The sequence below is a fragment of the Pseudomonas sp. VMV1 genome (genome assembly GCF_056790235.1).
Genome location: NZ_JBXGSE010000006.1, coordinates 181333 through 203532 on the forward strand (window position 1 = coordinate 181333; position 22200 = coordinate 203532).

Sequence of the window (22200 nt, forward strand, 5' to 3'; positions counted from 1 at the left end):
CAGCGTTTATCTGTACATTTACACAGTATTTCGCAAATCCAGGTCCAGGCCACTGACGCGGCGGACCCGGCGTGCCACCGCCTCGGCGAAGATGCCGCCGCGGGCCTCGATCAGGGTGAAATCATCGCGTGCCCGGGTGATGCCGGTATAGACCAGCTCCTTGGTCAGCACCGGGCTGAGCTGCTCAGGCAGCAGCAGCGCGGTATGGGCGAATTCCGAGCCCTGGGACTTGTGCACGGTCATGGCGAACACCGTCTCCACTGCCGATAGCCGGCTGGGCAAGACAAATCTCAGGCCGCCGCTACCATCGCCCCGGGGGAAGGCGACCCTCAGCACCTTGCGCCCGGGATGGGTGGCATCGGGCAGACAGAGGGTGATGCCGATGTCGCCGTTCATCAACCCCAGGCTGTAGTCGTTGCGTGTCACCAGCACCGGGCGGCCTTCGTACCAGCCGTGCTCACTCGAGAGCAGGCCGGCCTCCAGCAGGGCACTGGCGATGCGCAGGTTGAGACCTTCGACGCCCCAGGGGCCCTTGCGCACGGCGCAGAGCAATTGGAAATCATCGAAGGCGGCCAATACCTGGCCGGCCCAGTGCGTCCAGGCCGGATCCTCCAGCACGCTGTCGAGGTGGGGCCGCGTCTCATGCAGGACCTCGAGATAATGACGATAGCCACGAGCGCGCCCACGCCCTTCCAGTACCAGGCGCTCCAGGGCGCGATCCTCCGGTCCCTTGAGCAGCACCCGGTGCAGGTCGGCGTAGCCACCGTCGATTAGTACCTGCTGGGCCCCCAGGCCGTCCTGGGCATTGACCCGCCGTGCCAGTTGGCCGATGCCGCTGCCCGCGCCGAAGCGTCGCGAGCGCCTGAGCATCACCACCTGTTGGGCCAGGGCGTCACCCTGGTCGTCACCGACCGTCAGCGCCGTATGGGCGAGCGACTGACCGCTCACCCCTTCCAGCCAGGCACGGGTGGCGGGGCTGTAGCGCCCTGCCTCGGCGTCGCGACAGAGATCGCCCAGCACCGCCCCCGCCTCCACCGAAGCCAACTGGTCCTTGTCCCCAAGCAGCACCAGGCGCGCCCGGGGTGGCAAAGCCGCCAGCAGGCTGGCCATCATTTCCAGATCGATCATCGAGGCCTCGTCCACCACCAGCACGTCCAGCGGCAGCGGGTGCCCGCGATGATGGCGGAAGTGCCGGGTATTGGGTCGACTGCCCAGCAGCCGGTGCACCGTGGTCACCCCCGTGGGGATGTGCCGGCGCAGCTCGTCATCCACCGGCAGACGGCTGACCTGGCCGCCGATGGATTCGGTAAGGCGCGCGGCGGCCTTGCCAGTGGGCGCGGCCAGGCGGATACGCAGGGGGCGACCGGCCGCCACCGCCGGCGCCTGGAGCAGCGCCAGCAACCGCACCACGGTGGTGGTCTTGCCGGTGCCGGGGCCGCCGGTCACGATGCTGAAGGCACCACGTACCGCCAGGGCGCAGGCCAGCTTCTGCCAGTCGGGCTCACCACCCGCATCGGGATCCGGCGGAAACAGCTGGTCGAGGCGCTCGGTGAGATCCGCGGGCAGCGGCTCCGGGGTCGCCAGGCGCTGGCGCAGGCTGGCAGCCACCTCGCGCTCATAATTCCAGTAGCGGCGCAGATAGAGGCGATCGCCCCCCAGTACCAGTGGCCGCTCCGGCGCGCTGCCGTCGCCATCGACCAGCACGCTGGCCAGCAGCGCCTGGCGCCAGGCCTCCAGGCTCTGGCCCTGGAGCAGTTGCGAGGGCAGCAGCGAGCTGCGCGTCTCGTCACCCTCGGGCGGCAGCGACAGGGCGGCATCGGGATTGCGCAGGGCGGCAGCCAGATCCAGGCAGACATGCCCATGGCCGAGCTGATGGCTGGCCAGTGCCGCGGCCAGGAGCACCGCCGCCTCGCCGTCCGCTTCGAGCTCACCGAGAAAGGTGGTGAAGGCACGATCGACCTGGCGCAGCCAACCGCGCTGCACCCAGAGTTCCAGCAGGCGGAAGAGGTCGTCGCGCTGACGTAGCGGCGCCAGCTCGCCTTCCGGCACCAGGGAGGCCAAACGCAAAAGACGTTGGGTAGCCGTGCTGAAATCAGACATTGGGGTTCTCCGCACCGCTGAACAGCAGATCCAGGGTTTCGATCAGAGCCGCGGAGGGACGCTCGACGAAGACGCCGTGCCCGGCCGGATCGCACCCGCGCAGGAAGAGGTAGACGGCACCGCCGAAGTGACGCTCGTAGCTGTAGTCGGGCAGCCGCGCCTTGAGCAGCCGATGCACCGCCAGGCTGTAGAGCACGTATTGCAGGTCGTAGCGCTTGGCCAGGACAGCGGCCTCCATGGCCGCGCGGGTATAGGCACCGGCCTCGGCGCCCAGCCAGTTGGACTTGTAGTCCACCACGAAATAGCGCCCCTCGTGTTCGAAGACCAGGTCGATGAAGCCCTTGAACAGGCCGTTGAGCTGGCCCGGCTCGAGCACCGGACGGGCCTGGCCGCCCTGGGTGCCGCGGCGAACCAGGTCATCCAGGCGCTCCAGGTCGACACCGTGGGTGGCGAACCAGAATTCCATCTCCACCTGGTAGCGGGCCAACTCGCCTAGGCGCTGGGTGCCGCCCGGCAAGGGGAGCGGCAGGGCCAGCAGCTGACGCAGCCAGCTCTGCAGGATGGGAATCCAGTGATTCCAGCCGCGCCGCTGGCAGCGCCGGGCGATCAGGTCGTCCAGCCGCTCGGGCGCCGCCTGGATGGCGGCGAAGCCTTCTTCGCCGACCCACTCCAGCAGGCTGTGCAAGAAGGTGCCCGGGCCGGGACCACGAGGAAAGCGATGCAGATCCTCGCCGCCGGCCGGCTGACGGGCTTCGTCCGGGGCGAGCCGGTCATCGTCGAACAGCTTTTGGGCCGCGGGGGTATCCAGGTCCAGCTCCAGGTTGAGCTGGCCCTCCTCCCGCGCCTCACCCAGGCGCGTGCCGATGCGCAAGGCGCTGTAAGAGGCTATCCACCAGTCCTCGCGGGCCGCACGACGGGCCGTCAGCGCCTTGAGGGTCACGGGCGCCTCGCGCGCCTCCGGCAGCCGCACGGGACTGGCCTCGGGCAGCGGCAGGATGAGGGTGTCGGGTTGCGCACCGATCAGGGTCGTCAGGGCGGCGCCCAAGGACGCCGAACTCGCCAGGGGCTCGCCACCGGTAGCCAGATAACCCAAGGCGCTGCGAGCGAAGCCGGAGTCCTTGCTGCGGCCGCGCTTGAGATCGGCCACCCCGACCCAGCAGGCATACCGGGCACGGGTCAGGGCGACATAGAGCAGCCGCAGGTCCTCGGCCAGGCGCTCGTCGTCAGCGCGGGCCAGTTCCTCGGCGGAGGGTTTGAAGGTGCGGCGCAACTGGCCCTGGTCGTCGTGATAGCGCAGCGGCAGGGTAGCGCCCTCCTCGGCGCGATAGGCGCAGGCGAAGGGCAGGAACACCAGGGGATACTCCAGCCCCTTGGACTTGTGCACCGTCACCACCTTGACCAGCTCGGCGTCGCTCTCCAGGCGCAGGATCTGCTCGTCGGCAGCGCCCTGGGCGGCCAGCTGCTCGGCCAGGTGGCGGATCAGCGCCTGTTCGCCGTCCAGTTCGCCAGCGGCGCGCTGCAGCAGTTCGGCAAGGTGCAGCAGGTTGGTCAGTACCCGTTCGCCATCGGCACGGGCCATCAGCCGCTGCGGCAGCCGGAAGTCCTGCAGCAGGCGGCGCAGCATAGGTAGCACCCCCTGGCCACGCCAGAGCTGGCGATAGCCGCGGAATTGCAGCACCCGCGACTCCCAGGCCTGCTCGTCGTGGTTGAGGGCGTCCAGTTCGGCCAGCGGCAGGTCCAGGGTCAGGCTGCCCAGGGCCGCGCGCAGGCGACGATCCACATCGGGCTCGGCACAGGCCTTGAGCCAGTCCAGCAGGCAGCGGGCTTCCTGGGCGGTGAACACCGAATCCTTGTCCGACAGATAGACGCTGCGCACCCCACGGCGCACCAGCGCCTGGCGTACCGCCTGGGCCTCGCTGCCGGCGCGCACCAGGATGGCGATGTCGGCCGGCCGCAGGGGCACCAGCTCGGCGTCTTTACGGCGAAAGCCGGCCTTGCCCTCGGCCGCCAGGCTCAGCAGTCGGACGATCTCGCTGGCGGTGCTCTCGGCCAGGGTGGCGCGATAGGCGGTACCGGCCAGGGGTTCGTCGCCCGCCAGCTGCCAGAAGGTCAGGGCCGCAGCAGGTACGCCGTCGATCTCCAGCGCCTCGCGCCGTCCCTGGGCACGGACCGGCTCGAAGGGCACCGGATTGTCCTCGCCCTGGCGGAACAGAAAGGCTGCCCGGGGCGCCGTGGCCTCGCCATGCTGGAACACCTGGTTGACCGCCGAGACCATGGCGGCGGTGGAGCGGAAGTTGGTGTCCAGCGAATGCAGGTGGCCGGCGTTGGCGCGGCGGGCTTGCAGATAGGTATGGATATCAGCGCCGCGGAAGGCGTAGATGGCCTGCTTGGGATCGCCGATCAGGAACAGCCCGGCGCCCTCTCCCCTCCCGTAGACGCTGCTGAAGATGCGGTACTGCACCGGATCGGTGTCTTGGAACTCGTCGATCAGCGCCACCGGGAACTGCTCGCGGATCAGCGCCGCCAGCCGCGCCCCGGCGCCATCGGCCTGCAGTGCCCGATCCAGACGGGTAAGGATGTCGTCGAAGCCCAGCTCGGCGCGGCGCAGCTTTTCGCGCTCGAATTTCTGCTGCACCCAGGCGGCAGCATGCTCCAGCAGGGGCACCTCGGGGCTGGGCAGCTCGGCCAGTTGCATGGGCAAGCGCGCCATGGCTGCCAGCGCCGGATGATCCGGCGGGCTGGCCTTGGTCCAGACCTCGGCGAAGCCCTCCTCGGTCAGCCGGATGAAGCCGGTGCCGATATCGAGGTCTTCACTGGTGGGGTTGTCCGCCCAGGCGACCAGCTTGTCGCACCAGGGCCCGAAGAATCGCTTCTGCAACTTGCGACCATCGACCACCTTGGCGTCGCAGCCAGCTTGGCAGAGATCGCGCAACTCTTCTGCCCACTGGGTCCAGGGTGCCTTGAGCCGTGCCAACCGCTCTCGGCGTTCGGCCAGGGCGGTGGCCAACAAGGCGGCGGGTTCGCCCCTGGGCGCACCCAAGGCCTCGCTCAACAGGGGGCGGAGGCGCACGGCCAGGGCGCGGGGTTCGCCCCAGTGCTCGATCACCCAGTCCAGCGCTTCCCCTTCGAGGGGATAGCAGAAGCGCCGCCAGTAGTCGCGCACCACCTGGGCCAGCAATTCGCTCTGGTCCTGCTCCAGGTTCTGCACGAAGAGACTGCCGCTGTCGAAGGCGTGCTCGCGCAGCATGCGTTGGCACCAGCTGTGGATGGTGGAGACGGCCGCCTCGTCCATCCACTGGGCGGCGATGTCCAGGCGCCGAGCGCAATCCGCCCAGGCTTCGGCAGGAAAGTCCTCGCGCAACTCGGCGAGCAAGGGATCGGGCGCCGCGATCTCGTCGCGAAAGAAGCGCGCCGCCTCGGCCAGGCGATGGCGAATACGATCGCGCAACTCCTGAGTGGCGGCCTCGGTAAAGGTCACCACCAGGATCTGTGGCGGCAACAGGTCACGGCCAAAGGCCGTCTCGGACGTGCCGTGGCCGAGCACTAGGCGGACATAGAGCGCAGAAATGGTGAAGGTCTTGCCGGTGCCGGCACTGGCTTCGATGAGCTGATTGCCCTGCAGCGGAAAGCGCAAGGCGAGCGGACGCTGACTCATGCCTGCCCCTCCCCGCTCACGACCTGCCAGCCGGCCGTATGGACCGGCGCATAGAGGGTCTGGCACCACCCATCGAATTCCTCGTCGGCCAGCAAGGCGGCGAAGTCCGGATACTGCCGGCGCAGTGCCGGGTGGGTCGCCGCCTCGCCCTGATAGGCCTGCTCGGCCGCGGCCTTGTCCGAGTCATTGGCCAGCCAGGCGAAGGCGGTGCGCGGCGCGACGGGCAGTGGACGACGCTGGCCCAGCGCCCAGGCATCGAGCAACTCGTTCAACTGACGTCGAGCCAGATCGACGTCCAGCGGCGCCAACAGCAGGGTCAGATCGGTCGCCACCACCGCCGTGGTCAATTGCAGTCCACCCGCCGCGGCGACCAGGTGTTGCACCCAGGGTCGCAGCAGCCGATGCCATTTGCGGGTACGGGTGCTGCCCAGGCCATTGGCCTGAGCGGTCAGCGCCAGTAGTCCCGCGGGCCCTCGGCGCAGGCGTTCGAGGTTGGCCACCAGTTGCAGCTCGCGATGTTCGATATCCAGGGTCACAGCCTCTTCCAGGGATTCGGGCCAACGCATTATCAAGGCCTCAACCTGGGCGACCACGGCGGGCAGCGGCTCGCGCAACGCCTGTCCGGCTCGTTCGCCAAAGCCGGCCAGTGGCAGGCGACCACTGCCGCGCAAGCGCTCCGCGGCGGCCATGAGCGCCTGGTCGGCCTCAGCCGGCGCAGCCAGTGCCGCCTCCAGCAGCCCTTCTCCCAACTGGTAGCGGGTCAGGGCGTCCAGGCCAAAGGGTTCCTCATCTTCCGCCGGCGCATCGGGCGCCTCGAAATGCACCTTGAGTCGATTGGCGAAGAACAGGTCCACCGGCCCCCGCAGAAAGCGCGCCAGGTCGTCTAGACCCAGGGGCTCTTCAGGTATCAGCGGCGGCAGCAGGGCGTCCTCATTGCGCGTGGTGCGGTCATGCACGCCCAGCCATTCGGCAGCAAAGCTGAAATACCCACGCTCGCCGCGAAAATAGCGGGCGCTAAAGGGTTGCAGGGGATGCTCCTGGGTCAGGGCCGCCAGCAGACGCTCAGGCTCCTCTTCATGCCCTGCCAGCCGCCAACCGGCCTGGAGATGGTCACGCAACTGGGCGACCAGCACCGACGGCGGGCGCTCGCTATTGTCGCGGATGCTGCGCCCCACCCAGCTGACATAGAACTGATCGCGTGCCGAGAGCAGCGCCTCCAGCAGCAGATAGCGATCATCCTCGCGCCGCGAGCGGTCACCGGGGCGATAGTCCTGGGCCATGAGATCGAAATCCAGCGGCGACTGGATGCGCGGATAGGCGCCATCGTGCATGCCCAGCAGACAGACCACCCGGAAGGGAATGGCGCGCATGGGCATCAGGGTGCAGAAATTGACCGCCCCGGCGAGAAAGCGCTGGGCCAGGCCCCCGCTGTCCAGTCCGGCCAGCCAGGCCTCGCGGACCACGGTGAGCGGCAGCTCTTCGTCCAGGGCAACGTCTTCGCACAGCTCCAGCCAACGCTCGCGCAGATTTTCCAGCTGCTCCAGCAGGTATTCGTCATGCTCATCCTGAGCACTGAAGAACAGCGCCAGCAGCGCCTGCAGGCGAGCGCCCCACTCCGCCGGCCGGGCCGGCTGGGCCAGCGCCACCTGGGCCGCATCCAGCGCATCGAGTAGATCCACCAGCGGCCCGACCAGCGCCGCGTCCAGGCCACCCACCTCGTCGAAGGGTTCGATATCGCCCAGGGCCGCGCCGCTGCCTACGGCATAGCCCAGCAGCATGCGCCTCAGGCCAAAGCGCCAGGTGTTCTGCGTCAGGCCTTCAGGCAGGTCGAGGCGACTGCGTTGCTCGGCATCCAGCCCCCAGCGCACGCCGGCGCCCTCCAGCCAGAGATGCAGGGTCGGCAGATCGCCCTCACGCAGGCCGAAGCGAGCACGCACCGCCGGCACGTCCAGCAGGTCGAGGATCTCGCTCAGGGCGAAGCGGCTGTCGGGCAATTGCAGCAGATGCTCCAAAGCGATCAGCAACGGCTGGAAGCCACGCTGGTGCTGGTCGGCCAGGCTGAAGGGGATGAAGCGCGGATCCTGGCGGTCGAGCTGACCGAACACCGCACGGATGTGCGGCGCATAGGCATCGATGTCCGGCACCATGACGATGACGTCGCGCGGCCTCAGGCTGCCATCGCTATTGAAGCGCGCCAAGAGCTGATCGTGGAGGATCTCCACCTCACGCTGCGGACTATGGGCCACATGGAAACGCATGGACCTGTCCCGCGCCGGATCAACTGCCGGCCAGCGTTCGCGGGTCTCGGTCAGCGGACGCAGCTCGAGGATATCGTCCTGCAACTGGCCGAGCAGATGCTGGGGTTCGGTCTCGGCGAAGAGATCGATACGGCCGCCATTGAGGTCCTCGAACAGCCGACGATAGCCGTCAGGCTCGTCGAATTCGTCCAGCAGGTGGATGTAGTCGCGGCCCTGCTTGCCCCAGCTCGCCAGCAGCGGCTGACCGTGCTGATGCAGCGCCTCGGCATCCAGGGTCTGGGGCATGCCCGGCTTGCGCTGCTGGCGCCGATAGTTCTGTCGCAGCAGATCCTGGTCGGCGACGATGTCGGACCAGTGATGGCGACAGGGATTGTGCACGCAGAGCAGCACCTGGCTGAAGCGCGCCAGCGCGGCCAGGGCTTCGAGGGTCTGCGCCGGAATCGCCGACAGGCCAAAGATCACCACCCGCCGCGGCAGACCAGCCGGCGCTTCGGTGGCCGCCTGCATCACCTCCAGAAAGCGCCGGTGCACTCCGGCCCGGCTGCGGGCCAGGCCGCCGTCGCCCACATCGGCCAACAGCGCCCGCCACAGCTGCGCCTGCCAGCGACAGCTCTCGGGCAGGGGGCGCCGACTGTCACGCAGGCTGGCCAGCAGATCGCGGCCCGCTGCCCAGTCGTTGAGCCAGTCGGCGCGGTAGACCTGGTAGCCGTCATAGAGATCGGCCAGACGCTCGGCCAACTGGTATCTCTTGCGCAGATCGCCGTCATCGTCGAGAAAACGCCGCAGTGCGGCGAAGTCGGGCTGCATGAGCAGGGTCGGCAAGAGCCGCATCAGGCGCCAGGTCAGGGGCGCGCGGTCCAGCGGCGAGGATGGCGGTACCTGGTCACGGCCCAGCACCTGGCGATAGGTGCGCCAGAGAAAGGCCGCCGGCAGTTGCACTTCCAGCGCCGCGGCCACCCCGCAGCCGCCCTCGTCGTCGCCACGCGGATCTTCGGCCAACGCCAGCTTGAGCCACTGGGCGATGCCATTGCTCTGCACCAATACCTGTTCGTTTTCCAACGGCGCCAGGGGATACCGCCGCATCCAGCCGACCGCCAGGCCGCGCAGCTCTTCGAGCCGATTGCCGTGTACCACCATGAATCCGGGAGTGAGCGCCTCGGACATCCTACGCCTCGCTGTTCGCTGTCTGCGGCCAGGGTAAGGATCACCCGCGCCGGATACCAGTCCGCAATGTGCCTACCGACGCATGACGCAGCGCACAGCCGCTCCTGTCTCCCCGCCTGAAACGAGGTTCCAGCCGGTAGACTCGGCCTCTATCGGCCGCCGGCCATCGACAGGATGTTTTCATGCGTTTCCTCGTTGCCCTTCCCCTGCTCCTGGGCGCTGCCCTCGCCCATGCCGATAACGGCGAACCCGTCGACTGCTCCAGCCTGCAGGCCCAGCTGCCCCTACCCCTGCTCCAGCAGACCTCCGGCCTGCCCCTGGCCTATGCCCGCCAGATCGCCGGCGGCTGCGCCTTCACCGACCGCGACACCGGCCAACCCGCCAACTACCTGCTGGGCCTGTCGGCGGGCTACGAAAATGGTGGCAGGGCGCTGCCCAAATTGCGCCGGCAGGTGCAATCGCTCAGCGAGCAACTGGAGTGCAAGGCCATCGACGGTCTCGGCGAAGGCGCGAGTGCCTGCAGCAAACCGCTGCTGGGCACCCAGGTGTTCTTCATCAAGCGCGACCGCATCCATACGGTAACGGCGTCGAGTCCGCTGGAATACGAGAAACCCGAACTGGCGGCCAAACTGCGCCAGGCAGCCCAGGCGACTGCCCAGGCGTGGGCGCAACGGCTATGAGGGAAGGCGCCTCCTAAGCTTGTCTGAGAGGTCGCCGAGCGAAGGCCAGGCAAAGCAAAAATCTGTGAGGAAGCGGAGTTTACGAGTGGTAAATGAGCATTCCGAGCGGATTTTTAACGCCGCATGGCCGAGCGCAGGCACTTTTCAGACAAAGCTTAGTGGCCGCGCCGATTAAGGTCTTCCGAGTAGAGATCGTCTTCCAGCTCATTGCCCGGGATGGCGTGTTCTTCCGCCGCCCAGGCACCCAGGTCGATCAGTTTGCAGCGGTCGGAACAGAAGGGCCGATTGGCGCTCTTCTCGCTCCATTCCACGGGTGCGCCACAGGTGGGGCAGTCCACGGTGAGAGTGCTCATGCTTGGCCTCCGTCAAGGGTCAGATAAAAGGAATGCAGGCGCTCCACTTCGGTGTGGAGCGTGGCGAGATCGCCGTCGTTGCAGATGACGTCATCCGCCTTGGCCAGGCGCTCAGCCCGCGGCAGCTGCGCCGCCAGGATGGCCCGCACCTGGGCTTCGTCCACTCCGTCACGGCGCATGGCTCGCTCAAGCTGCAGCGCTTCCGGCGCGTCTATCACCAGCCCGCGCCGGACCAGCGCCCGTTGCCCGGATTCGAACAGCAACGGCGACACCAGGATGGCGTAGGGCGACTCGGCCCGGGCCAGGGCCGCCAGGATCTCCTGGCGAATAAGGGGATGCAGCAGGGCTTCGAGCCAGCGCCGCTCGGCCGGATCGGCAAAGATCGCGGTCCGAAGCGCCGCCCGGTCCAGGCTGCCATCCGGCTGCAAGACAGCCGATGAAAAATGCCCGGCGATCTCGGCCAGCGCCGGTCGTCCCGGCTCGACCACCCAACGGGCGGCCTGATCGGCGTCGACACAGGTGATGCCCAACTGGGCGAAATGCTCGGCAGCGGCGCTCTTGCCACTGCCGATGCCCCCGGTCAGGCCGAGGGTCCAGGCAGAAGTCATCGGAATCCGGCGAAGTTCAGGTACAAGCCGGTTATTTGATCACCCCAGAGCAAGGCAATCCACCCCGCTACGGCGAGATAGGGACCAAAGGGCAAGGGCGTGCTGGTTTCTGCCCGCCGCAGACGCAGGGTGATGACGCCCAGGATGGCACCCACCAGCGACGACAGCAGGATGGTCAGGGGCAGGATCTGCCAGCCCCCCCAGGCGCCGAGCAGCGCCAGCAACTTGAAGTCGCCATAGCCCATGCCTTCCTTCCCGGTCACCAGGCGGAACAGCTGGAACACTAGCCACAGACTCAGATAGCCCGCTACCGCGCCCCAGACGGCATCGCCGAGGGTGGTGAACAGCCTGAACTGATTGGCGATCAGCCCCAACCATAGCAACGGCAGGACGATGACGTCTGGCAACAGCTGATGATCGGCATCGATCAGACTGGCCGCCAGCAGCCCCCAGGTCAGCAGCAGGAAAGTCCCGCCCTGCCAGGTGACACCTAGATGCCAGATCACCCAGGCGGATAGCAGTCCGCAGGCCAACTCTACTATTGGATAACGCAAGCTGATGCTCGCCTGACAGCCCTTGCAACGACCGCGCAAGAGCAGATAGCTCAACACCGGCACATTTTCCCAGGGCCGTACGGCACGCTGGCAATGAGGGCAGCGAGAAGCAGGCCGCGCCAGGTCGAAAGGGGCGCCGGCCGGCTCGGCTGGTAGCTCCAGTACTTCGCGCGCCTCCGCCTGCCAATCCCGCCTGAGCATCATCGGCAGGCGATAGACCACCACATTGAGAAAGCTGCCTACCAAAAACCCCAGGACTAGCGCGCACAGCGCCGCGGCCAGCGGCGCGCTGGCCAAAAACTCCAACAGCGCCATCAGACCACCGAGCCGAGCTGGAAGATGGGCAGGTACATGGCAATGATCAGACCACCGACCAGAACCCCGAGGACCGACATGATCATCGGCTCCATCAGCGTGGTGAGGTTGTCGACCATGTTGTCGACCTCGTCTTCATAGAAGGTCGCGACCTTGGACAGCATCTCGTCCAGCGAGCCCGACTCCTCACCAATGGCCGTCATCTGGATGGCCATCGAAGAGAACACCCCGGTGGTACGCATGGAGAAGTTGAGTTGCATACCGGTGGACACATCGCCTTTGATCTTCTCCACGGCATTGCGGAACACCACGTTGCCGGCCGCACCCGCTACCGAGTCCAGGGCATCCACCAGGGGGACCCCCGCCGCGAAGGTAGTGGCCAGGGTCCGCGCATAACGGGCAATGGCCGATTTATAGAGAATGGAGCCGATCAATGGGATCTTCAGTAATCCCCGGTCGACCGCGTCGCGGAATTTTTCCGATTTCTTGTAGAAGTGGCGAAGGAAGAAAGCCAGCACAAAGAGCCCGCCCAGTACCAGCAACCACCACTCCTGCAAGACCTCGGAAATCGCGATGACCATAAGGGTAAAGGCCGGCAACTGAGCCCCGAACCCCTCGAATACCGACTGGAATTGAGGCACTACCTTGATCAATAGAATGGCCGACACGATCACCGCGACGACGATCACCGCTGCGGGATAGGTCATGGCCTTCTTGATCTTCTTCTTCAACGCCTCGGTCTTTTCCTTGTAGGTGGCTACCCGATCCAGCAAGGTCTCCAAGGCACCCGATTGCTCACCGGCATCCACCAGGTTGCAATAGAGGTCATCGAAATACTGCGGCTGCTTGCGCAAGGAGTTGGCCAGGCTGTTACCCGCGGCAACGTCCTGCTTGATGTCGTCGACCATCTTGCGCATGTTGGGATTGTCGAAGCCCTCGCCAATGATGTCGAAGGCCTGCAGCAGGGGCACACCGGCGCTCATCATGGTCGCCAGCTGTCGAGTGAACAGGGCAATATCCATGGGCTTGATCTTCTTGCCCTTGCCGAACAGCGACACCGACTTCTTGCGCACCCGGGTCGGATTGATGCCCTGCTTGCGCAACTGCGCCTTGATCAGCGCAGGATTCAGGCCCGTCATCTCGCCCTTCACCTTGGTCCCTTTGCGATCGGTCCCTTCCCAGGTGAAGCTGCCCATCTTGATAGCTTTATCGGCCATGGCCTCGACTCGTCAAAGGCTCGGCCCGCCGTGGCGAGCCCGTCAAAAGAATGCTCTGTTCAGAGCCGGTTGCCGCTTTAAAGGCAAGCATCGCGCCATATGCCGGACTTGTAGACGCCCTGTGATGCTGAAACCTTATGCGCGCTCCACAACCGCCGCTCCGATCAAGTCCTCTCTCCCTCTGGGAGAGGGCTAGGGTGAGGGAAAACCATCAGTCCTTGGTCACCCGATTGATCTCTTCCAGACTGGTAATCCCCTGCATGGCCTTCACCAGCCCCGACCGTCGCAGATCATTGAAGCCCTCTTTGCGCATCCGCGCCGCGATCTCGATGGAGTTACCCTCTTCCATGATCATCTGCTGCAGCGCCGGGGTGACCTTCACCACCTCATAGATACCTACCCGACCACGATAACCGGCATTGCAGTCCTCACAGCCAATGGGTTGGTAGAGGGTAAAGCTACCGATCTCTTCCTCGCGAAATCCTTCGGCCAAGAGCGCCTCACGCGGTACCTCATGGACTCTCTTGCATTTATTGCACAGCTTGCGCGCCAGACGCTGGGCGATGATCAGGTTGACCGAAGTCGCCAGGTTGAAGGCGGGCACCCCCATGTTCCGCAGACGCGTCAGGGTTTCCGCCGCGCTGTTGGTGTGGAGGGTCGACATCACCATATGGCCGGTCTGGGCCGCCTTGATGGCAATCTCCGCCGTTTCCAGATCTCGAATCTCACCAACCATGATCACGTCAGGATCCTGACGCAGGAAGGCCCGCAACGCCTGGGAGAAGTCGAGTCCTTGACGGGGATTGACGTTGACCTGGTTGATGCCTTCCAGGTTGATCTCCACCGGATCCTCGGCAGTGGAAATATTGATGTCTTCGGTATTGAGGATATTGAGACCGGTATAGAGGGAGACCGTCTTGCCCGAACCGGTCGGCCCGGTCACCAGGATCATTCCCTGTGGCTGCTTGAGCGCCTGCAGGTAGAGCTCTTTCTGCACATCCTCGTAGCCTAGGGCATCGATCCCCATCTGGGCACTGGAGGAATCCAGAATCCGCATCACGATCTTCTCGCCCCACAGGGTGGGCAAGGTGTTGACGCGGAAGTCAATGGACTTGGTCTTGGATACCTTCAGCTTGACCCGCCCATCCTGGGGTTTGCGCCGCTCGGAGATATCCATATTGGACATCACCTTGAGCCGCGCCGAGATCCGTGACACCAGTTGTACCGGCGGCCGCGCCGCCTCGTGGAGGACGCCGTCAGTGCGGAAGCGCACCCGGTACATCTTTTCATAGGGCTCGAAGTGCAGGTCGGACGACCCCTTCTTGATGGCATCGAGCAGCATCTTGTTGACGAACTTCACCACGGGCGCATCGTCGGCATCGGTGCCGGCTACGGCTTCTTGAGGACGCTCGCTGCCATCTGTCTCCAGGTCGAGATCAATGTCACCCAGATCCAGACCACCCGTACCCGTATCTAGATACCGCTCGATGGCCTGATGGAGCTTGTCGTCCTCGACCAGCACGACCTCGACCGCCAGCTTGCTGCCAAAGGAGACATCGTTAATGGCCTGCTGGTTGGTCGGATCCGAGAGCGCGATGAAAAGCTTGTTGCCCCTCTTGCTCAGCGGCAGGAAGTGATGCTGTTGCATCAGCTTCTCATTGACGATGTCCTTGGGCAGTTGCTCCTTGTCGATGGCCGATAGATCCAAAAAGGGCACACCGAACTCCTGAGCAGCCAATTCTGCCAGCGGTCGGCTCTGCACTAGCCGCTGCTGAACGAGATAGGTCACTAGTGGCACCTTGGCCTGCTTGGCCTTGACCACCGCCTGCTGCGCTGCCGCCTCCGCCAGCAGTTGAGCATCCACCAACTGCCGTGCCAGCCCTGACAGCATCACCGTCTCGTTCATCATTATTCCCGCCCTTGGCTACAACAGGCGTTATAGCACCCCCCAGACCGTCCGCAAAATGGCGTCAGACAGCTGACATTTTTTGTCACGTGCTGCCCTTTTATTGACGCCCACCACAAGGAAAACGTGCTGCAGTCGCCACTTTTCTTTGGCACGGCCTGTGCTATACCTCAAGCAGGCACGTTGGCCTGATCCAACCTCGGAGATTTGAAATGAAAGCTCAAAAAGGTTTTACCCTGATCGAATTGATGATCGTGGTTGCGATCATCGGTATTCTGGCAGCAATCGCAATCCCGCAATATCAAAACTATACCGCCCGCGCGCAAGTAGCCGAGGCGATGACTTTGCTAGGCGGGCTAAAGACCCCCCTCGTTGATGTAGCCGGCTCGGCTGGATTAGCTAACGCTTGTAGCACAGCTGCTGCTGGCGGTACGAGTGCAGCCCCCGTACCTGCAGGTGCGCTTAACAGCTCTAACGGCTATACATTGTCGGGAAAGTATGTTTCTGGAATCACCGCAACAGCAACTGGCACAACTTCCTGCAAGCTAGAAGCAACCTTTAAAACGAGCGGCGTGAACGACAAGATCAATGGAAAGAAAGTTGATCTCGTATATACCGTTGCTGATGGCAGCTGGGTTTGCACTTCTGATCTAGCAGATGCAGTCCGCCCGTCAAACTGCGCATCGATGTAATTTTTTGTGTGTTTGAAAGGCCAGTGAAGGCCTTTCAAACACAACTAAGATAAACGCAAAAATCTAGCTTTGAATAGAAAACGCTATTAAGGCATCCCCTTCCCCCCAAACGCCCCCACCACCGTCCCTGTACTAAAACTCGCATCCTCCTCCGCCAGCGCTACATAAAGCCCCGCCAACTCCGCCGGCTGCCCGGCCCTGCCCAGCGGCGTGTCCTGGCCGAACTCCTTCATCTGTCCTTCCAATTGCCCACCCGCTACCTGCAGCGGTGTCCAAACCGGACCCGGTGCCACGGCGTTGACGCGGATGCCCTTCTTGGCCAGTTGCTTGGCCATGCCCTTGGTGAGATTGAGGATGGCGGCTTTAGTCGAGGCGTAATCGATCAGCTCTTCACCAGGATCGTAGGAATTCACCGAGACGGTATTGATGATGCTGGCGCCCGGCGGCAGGTGCGGGATGGCGGCCTTGCTGAAGCGGAAGACGTGATAGACGTTGGTCTTGAAGGTTCGGTCGAATTGCTCGTCGGTTATTTCGAGGATGTCGGCCTTGCTCTGTTGGTAAGCCGCGTTGTTCACCAAGAGATCCAGGCCACCTAGTTGCTGGATGGCCTTGTTCACCACCTCTTCGCAAGCCTCCTGGGTACGGATGTCGGCCGGCAGGGTGATGGCCTTGCGCCCGGCCTCCTGGATCAGCTTGACCACTTCCTGGGCGTCGGATTCTTCGGAAGGGTGATAGTTGATGGCCACATCCGCCCCCTCGCGGGCGAAGGCGATGGCCACGGCGCGACCGATACCGCTGTCGCCGCCGGTGATGAGGGCCTTGCGCCCGGCCAGGCGGCCCGAGCCGTGATAGCTGGTCTCGCCATGATCGGGACGCGGTTCCATCTTGCTGGTCAGCGCCGGCCATTCCTGGCGCTGCTCCTTGAAGGGCTCACGGGTGTACTTGGTGCGCGGGTCCTGCAGCGGCTTGGCGGGGCGAGGCACGCTGGCGCCTTCCTGGGCGACGGCAGCGCCTGAAGCAGCGGCAGCTAGCCCCACGGCGGAGCCAACGAGTACGTTACGACGCGTAAGGGAGTAATCGGTCATTGGGGCTCTCCGCATGGGCAGCTATCAATTGGAAGGATCAGGGGGTCGAAGCTGCGGCAAGGCTGGATCCGCGAAGGATTAGGTATGACGACTCCCGCAAAGGTTTCCCGAATGGACCTCGCTCCTGACCGCTGACCTCTCCTCTCAAAAATCGCGTATGGCCGAGAGGCATTGGTGAATCGCGAAATCCGGAGCAGGCAGCAGTGCGACACATCGCCACAGGCCTTCATGCACACTCAATGACCAGGCTTGCACAGCAGATAACCGAAGACTTATCATTGAAAGCTTCGTGCCGGTGTAGCTCAGTTGGTAGAGCGGCGCATTCGTAATGCGAAGGTCGTAGGTTCGACTCCTATCTCCGGCACCACCCTTCTGCTTCTTCCTCGCCCTGTCTTTTCAAAGCCTTCAAGGCCTTAGCCGCCTTGGGCCGCGCTTTTTTGCGCCCTTCCCCGACCTGAGCCTTGCCTCCGGGCGAACCGCATAAGCCTGATCAAACTGGCGACTCCCCGCTGCTCAGCTACTCTTACCCAGCGCATGACAGTGCCTTACACCGCCCGTTTTCTGCTTTCTTGACGGCCGGCAAGACCTGAACGGCGGCTGACCAAAGGGTCGAATATCCAGCCCCTCTGTGGCACCATACCGCGCTGCGAAATCCCGCAATTTCTGCAATCCATCAGCCTGCCGCACGGATGCCTGTCCGTTGCGGAGCATGAGGCTGGCGACAGGCACGTTGAGAGAATAACCACGATGAGCCGCTCTACTGAGGTCGTGAGATGAAACTAACGAAGTATCTAAAACCAACCGGTTGGCTTCTGGCCGGTGCCGCCGCGCTGCTGCTCAGCGGGTGCGACGCCGTGCTGCTGGATCCGAAAGGCTCCATCGGCGTGCAAGAACGCAACCTCATCTACACAGCGTTCGGCCTCATGCTGATCGTGGTGATCCCGGTCATCGTGATGACCTTCCTGTTCGCCTGGAAGTACCGCGCGACCAACAAGGACGCCAAGTACACCCCGAACTGGGCTCACTCCTACAAGATCGAAGCCGTGGTCTGGCTGGTCCCCCTGGCGATCGTGGTGTTCCTGAGCATCCTGTCCTGGAAGACCTCCCATGAACTGGATCCCTTCAAGCCCCTCGACCATCCCGAGCAGCCGCTGGTGATCGAAGCGGTCTCGATGGACTGGAAATGGCTGTTCATCTACCCGGAGCAGGGCATCGCTTCGGTGAATGAAATCGCCATCCCGGTCAATCGCCCGGTGCAGTTCAAGATCACCTCCGAGTCGGTCATGAACACCCTGTCCATCCCGGCCCTGGGCGGCATGATCTACGCCATGTCCGGCATGCAGAGCCAGCTGCACCTGATCGCCGATCATCCCGGCGAGTTCGAAGGCCGCTCTGCCAACTACAGTGGCGCTGGCTTCTCCGACATGATCTTTGCCGTGCACGCGGTACCCACCGCCGGTGATTTCGACGCCTGGGTAAACAAGGTCAAGCAGTCGGGTGGCAAGACCCTGGATCAGGCGAGCTACACCGAGCTGGCCAAGCCCAGCGAGAAGCAGCCGGTCGTCTACTACTCGACGGTCGAGCCGGATCTGTTCAGAACGGTCATCAAGAAGTTCATGAAGTCCGACTTCAGCAAGCAGACCGATCACGTGATGGACATGAGCCAGCACGGCGGTCAACACGGTACCGAGGAATAAGTCATGTTCGGTAAATTAACTCTCGCGGATATTCCGTATCACGAGCCGATCATTCTCGTAACCTTCCTCGCGGTCGCCCTGGGCGGCCTGGGACTGGTGGGAGCGATCAGTTACTTCGGCAAGTGGGGCTACCTCTGGAAAGAGTGGCTGACCACCGTCGACCACAAGAAGATCGGCGTGATGTACTTCATCGTCGCCCTGATCATGCTGCTGCGCGGCTTCTCCGACGCCATCCTCATGCGTAGCCAGCAGGCCATCGCCTCTGGCGGGGCCGAGGGCTACCTGCCGCCTCATCACTACGACCAGATCTTCACCGCCCACGGCGTGATCATGATCTTCTTCGTGGCGATGCCCTTCGTGGCCGGCTTGATGAACGTGGTGACACCGCTGCAGATCGGTGCCCGCGACGTGGCCTTCCCCTTCCTGAACTCACTGAGCTTCTGGCTGTTCGTAGCCGGCGCCGTGCTGATCATGATGTCGCTGTTCGTGGGCGAATTCGCCGCGACCGGCTGGGTGGCCTATCCGCCGCTGTCAGGCATCAAGTACAGTCCAGGCGTAGGGATGGACTACTACATCTGGGCGCTCCAGTTGTCCGGTATCGGCACGACCCTGACCGGCGTCAACTTCTTCGTGACCGTGCTGAAGATGCGCACCAAGGGCATGACCCTGATGCGCATGCCGATCTTCACCTGGACCTCCTGGTGTACTGCCATCCTGATCATGGCAGCCTTCCCGATCCTGACCGTTACCCTGGCACTGCTGACCCTGGACCGTTACCTGGGCTTCCACTTCTTCACCGCGGAAGCCGGCGGCAACCAGATGATGTACACCAACCTGATCTGGGCCTGGGGCCATCCCGAGGTATACATCCTGATCCTGCCGGCCTTCGGCGTGTTCTCGGAAGTGACCTCCACCTTCAGCAAGAAGCGTCTGTTCGGCTATGTGTCGATGGTCTGGGCAACGGTAGCCATTACCGTGCTGTCCTTCATCGTCTGGCTGCACCACTTCTTCACCATGGGCTCGGGCGGTAACGTCAACGCCTTCTTCGGCATCGCGACCATGATCATTGCGATCCCGACGGGTGTGAAGATCTTCACCTGGCTGTTCACCATGTACCAGGGCCGCATCCAGTTCACCTCGCCGATGCTCTGGACCCTGGGCTTCATCGTGACCTTCAGCATCGGCGGCATGACCGGCGTTCTGCTGGCGGTACCGGGCGCCGACTTCGTGCTGCACAACAGCCTGTTCCTGATCGCTCACTTCCACAACGTGATCATCGGCGGCGCCGTGTTCGGCTACTTCGCCGGCATGATCTACTGGTTCCCGAAGGTCTTCGGCTTCAAGCTGAACGAGAAGCTGAACAAGCAGGCCTTCTGGTGCTGGCTGATCGGCTTCTATGTCGCCTTCATGCCGCTGTACATGCTGGGCTTTATGGGCATGACCCGTCGTCTGAACCACTATGACAACCCCGACTGGCACCCCTTCCTGGTGACCGCCGCCATCGGCGCCGGCATCATCGCCCTGGGTATCCTGAGCCAGCTGTGGATGTTCTACGTCAGTATCCGCGACCGCAATCTGCCGGAGAACATGGACGTGACGGGCGATCCGTGGGATGGCCGTACCCTGGAATGGTCCACCTCTTCGCCGCCGCCCTTCTATAACTTCGCTGAAGTGCCGGAAGTGCACGACATCGACGCCTACTGGGGCATGAAGGAAAAAGGCATCACCGAGAAGAAGGATGCGGACTACAAGCAGATCCACATGCCGCGCAATACCGGCGCCGGCATCGTGATCAGCCTCTTCGCCCTGATCCTTGGCTTTGCCCTGATCTGGCACATCTGGTGGCTGGCCATCGCCAGCTTCGTAGGCTGCATCGTCACTGCGGTCGTCCGCAGCTATGACGAAGACGTCGACTACTACGTACCAGCGGAAGAAGTGGCACGCATCGAAAACGCGCGCATTCAGTCCCTGGCGAAATTGAAGCAGGCCTAACCAATGGCGAATCAAGTTATGCATAACGAAGTCGCCCATGCCGAGGAGCATGGGCACCACGACGCCGGATCGATGAAGACGTTCGGCTTCTGGTCCTACCTGATGACCGACTGCATTCTGTTCGGGACGCTGTTCGCGACCTATGCAGTACTGAGCGGGGCCCATGCTGATGGCCCCTCCCAGAAGGACATCTTCGAACTGTCGTTCGTCCTGGTCGAAACCTTCCTGCTGCTGTTCTCCAGTATCACCTATGGCTTCGCCATGATTGCCCAGCACCATGGCAGCAAGGGTGGCGTCCTGGGCTGGCTGGCGGTCACCTGGCTGTTCGGTGCCGGCTTCATCGGCATGGAAGTCTATGAGTTCCACCATCTGATCGAAGAAGGCTACGGTCCGGATCGCAGTGCCTTCCTGTCGTCGTTCTTCGCGCTGGTCGGCACCCACGGCCTGCACGTGAGCTCGGGTCTGATCTGGATGATCGTGTTGATGCTGCAGGTCGCTTCCAAGGGCCTGACCACCACCAATGCCACCCGCCTGTCGTGCCTGAGCCTGTTCTGGCACTTCCTGGACATCATCTGGATCTTCGTCTTCACCATCGTCTATCTGATGGGGGTGCTGTAATGGCGCACGACCATAACGCCCACGGGCATACCGCCGAAAGCCATGGCACTCTCAAGAGCTACATGGTCGGCTTCATCCTGTCGGTCATCCTGACGGTCATTCCCTTCGGCCTGGTGATGTTCCCCACCTTCTCCAAGGGCGCGACCCTGGCGATCGTGGTGATCATGGCGGTGGTACAGCTGCTGGTGCACCTGTACTTCTTCCTGCACCTGAACACGTCCGAAGAGCAGCGTTGGAACGTGATCTCCTTTGGTTTCACCGTGGTCATCGTCGGTATCGTGGTCGTGGGATCCCTGTGGATCATGTACCACATGCACCACAACATGATGATCCACTGAACCGGGCCGACGTAATGATCAAGAAGTACCTTCTCGTGACCAAGCCGGGCATCATCTTCGGCAACCTGATCTCGGTTGCCGGCGGGTTCTTCCTGGCTTCCAAAGGAAGCATCGACCCGCTGTTGCTGCTGGCGACGGCTATCGGGGTGTCGTTGGTCATTGCTTCTGGCTGTGTGTTCAACAACGTGATCGATATGGACATCGATCAGAAGATGGAAAGGACCCGCAATCGTGCCCTGGTCCAGGGCACGATCTCCTCGAAGGTGGCGCTGGCCTATGCCACCCTCCTCGGCCTGGCCGGAGTGGGGCTGCTCTACGTGGCGACCAACCTGGTCGCCACCGCCTTCGCGGTGATGGGGTTCGTGGTATACGTGGGGCTCTACAGCCTCTGGCTCAAGCGCGCCTCGGTCCACGGTACCCTGGTCGGCAGCCTGTCCGGTGCCGCTCCGCCGGTGATCGGTTATTGCGCTGCCAGCGGCCAGTTCGACAGCGGTGCTGCGGTGCTGCTGCTGATCTTCTGCCTCTGGCAGATGCCGCACTCCTACGCCATCGCCATCTTCCGTCTCAAGGACTACACCGCGGCCTCGATTCCGGTGCTGCCGGTGGCCAAGGGCATCTCGGTAACCAAGCGTCACATCGTCTGGTACACCGTAGCCTTCCTGGCCGCCACCCTGCTGTTGACCGTGCTTGGCTATGCCGGCTACGTCTACCTGGCAGTGGCCGCCGTGATCGGCGCCTGGTGGCTGCGCCTGGCCTTCATGGGCTATCAGGCCGAGAATGACGTGCAGTGGGCCCGCAAGCTGTTCGGGTTCTCCATTATCGCCATCACCGCACTGTCCGTGATGATGTCGGTAGATTTCCAGATCCCGGGTGACGTGCTGGTAACCTACGCGCGTTGAGACGCCCCGCTCCATGAAAAAGCCCGGCCTAGTGCCGGGCTTTTTCATGCCTGCGTGAAAGCCGCTGCC

The 22200-nt window shown here is 63.6% G+C and carries 16 protein-coding genes and 1 tRNA gene; 8 read left to right on the forward strand and 9 right to left on the reverse strand.

Annotated features, from left to right (window positions below; all coding sequences use genetic code 11):
* Positions 1-18 precede the first annotated feature (18 nt).
* Genes recD through recC form a run of 3 tightly spaced genes read right to left on the reverse strand, consistent with a single transcriptional unit; the run spans position 19 to position 9177 of the window.
* Positions 19-2100, reverse strand: a complete 2082-nt coding sequence (gene recD / locus ACUCV0_RS18670; RefSeq protein ID WP_482213353.1) for an exodeoxyribonuclease V subunit alpha — start codon at positions 2098-2100, stop codon at positions 19-21.
* Entirely contained in the window at positions 2093-5755 is a 3663-nt protein-coding gene (gene recB / locus ACUCV0_RS18675; RefSeq protein ID WP_482213354.1) for an exodeoxyribonuclease V subunit beta, read from the reverse strand. The genes recD and recB overlap by 8 nt, the downstream gene beginning before the upstream one ends.
* Complete coding sequence (recC, locus tag ACUCV0_RS18680; protein WP_482213355.1) at positions 5752-9177, reverse strand: exodeoxyribonuclease V subunit gamma; 3426 nt, start codon at positions 9175-9177, stop codon at positions 5752-5754. Before recC ends, recB begins: the two co-directional genes overlap by 4 nt.
* Positions 9178-9359: 182 nt before the next feature.
* Between recC and ACUCV0_RS18685 the strand changes: the two genes are divergently transcribed.
* Positions 9360-9857 carry a hypothetical protein gene (locus tag ACUCV0_RS18685; RefSeq protein ID WP_059316071.1) on the forward strand — a complete coding sequence of 166 codons (498 nt, stop codon included), beginning with the start codon at positions 9360-9362 and terminating at the stop codon, positions 9855-9857.
* Between the two features lie 155 nt (positions 9858-10012).
* Here ACUCV0_RS18685 and yacG read toward each other — a convergent pair whose 3' ends face one another.
* The 5 genes from yacG to pilB all read right to left on the reverse strand — a co-directional run bounded on the left by yacG (position 10013) and on the right by pilB (position 14810).
* On the reverse strand, positions 10013-10210 hold the full coding sequence (yacG, locus tag ACUCV0_RS18690; protein WP_007160931.1) for a DNA gyrase inhibitor YacG: 198 nt from the start codon (positions 10208-10210) through the stop codon (positions 10013-10015).
* On the reverse strand, positions 10207-10818 hold the full coding sequence (coaE, locus tag ACUCV0_RS18695; RefSeq protein WP_482213356.1) for a dephospho-CoA kinase: 612 nt from the start codon (positions 10816-10818) through the stop codon (positions 10207-10209). The genes yacG and coaE overlap by 4 nt, the downstream gene beginning before the upstream one ends.
* On the reverse strand, positions 10815-11687 hold the full coding sequence (locus ACUCV0_RS18700; protein ID WP_482213357.1) for a prepilin peptidase: 873 nt from the start codon (positions 11685-11687) through the stop codon (positions 10815-10817). The genes coaE and ACUCV0_RS18700 overlap by 4 nt, the downstream gene beginning before the upstream one ends.
* Entirely contained in the window at positions 11687-12904 is a 1218-nt protein-coding gene (locus tag ACUCV0_RS18705; protein WP_482213358.1) for a type II secretion system F family protein, read from the reverse strand. The genes ACUCV0_RS18700 and ACUCV0_RS18705 overlap by 1 nt, the downstream gene beginning before the upstream one ends.
* A gap of 211 nt (positions 12905-13115) precedes the next feature.
* Positions 13116-14810, reverse strand: coding sequence for a type IV-A pilus assembly ATPase PilB (pilB, locus tag ACUCV0_RS18710; protein WP_482213359.1), 1695 nt, complete (start codon positions 14808-14810; stop codon positions 13116-13118).
* A gap of 212 nt (positions 14811-15022) precedes the next feature.
* On the opposite strand from pilB, the gene ACUCV0_RS18715 reads away from it, so the two are divergent.
* Positions 15023-15502 carry a pilin gene (locus ACUCV0_RS18715; protein WP_482213360.1) on the forward strand — a complete coding sequence of 160 codons (480 nt, stop codon included), beginning with the start codon at positions 15023-15025 and terminating at the stop codon, positions 15500-15502.
* A gap of 86 nt (positions 15503-15588) precedes the next feature.
* Here the strand turns inward: ACUCV0_RS18715 and ACUCV0_RS18720 are convergent, their stop codons facing one another.
* Positions 15589-16587, reverse strand: coding sequence for an SDR family oxidoreductase (locus tag ACUCV0_RS18720; RefSeq protein ID WP_482213361.1), 999 nt, complete (start codon positions 16585-16587; stop codon positions 15589-15591).
* 291 nt (positions 16588-16878) lie between these two features.
* Here ACUCV0_RS18720 and ACUCV0_RS18725 point away from each other — a divergent pair.
* From ACUCV0_RS18725 to cyoE, 6 genes are all read left to right on the forward strand, one after another.
* A tRNA-Thr gene (locus ACUCV0_RS18725) sits at positions 16879-16954 on the forward strand.
* A 406-nt stretch (positions 16955-17360) separates the two neighbouring features.
* Positions 17361-18284, forward strand: coding sequence for a ubiquinol oxidase subunit II (gene cyoA / locus ACUCV0_RS18730; protein ID WP_059316077.1), 924 nt, complete (start codon positions 17361-17363; stop codon positions 18282-18284).
* Between the two features lie 3 nt (positions 18285-18287).
* Positions 18288-20276 carry a cytochrome o ubiquinol oxidase subunit I gene (gene cyoB / locus ACUCV0_RS18735; protein WP_271652936.1) on the forward strand — a complete coding sequence of 663 codons (1989 nt, stop codon included), beginning with the start codon at positions 18288-18290 and terminating at the stop codon, positions 20274-20276.
* 3 nt (positions 20277-20279) lie between these two features.
* Entirely contained in the window at positions 20280-20894 is a 615-nt protein-coding gene (locus ACUCV0_RS18740) for a cytochrome o ubiquinol oxidase subunit III (protein ID WP_059316079.1), read from the forward strand.
* Entirely contained in the window at positions 20894-21232 is a 339-nt protein-coding gene (gene cyoD / locus ACUCV0_RS18745) for a cytochrome o ubiquinol oxidase subunit IV (RefSeq protein ID WP_482213362.1), read from the forward strand. The genes ACUCV0_RS18740 and cyoD overlap by 1 nt, the downstream gene beginning before the upstream one ends.
* A gap of 14 nt (positions 21233-21246) precedes the next feature.
* A complete protein-coding gene (gene cyoE / locus ACUCV0_RS18750) occupies positions 21247-22131 on the forward strand; it encodes a heme o synthase (protein WP_271652937.1) in 885 nt (294 codons plus the stop codon).
* Positions 22132-22200 lie beyond the last annotated feature (69 nt).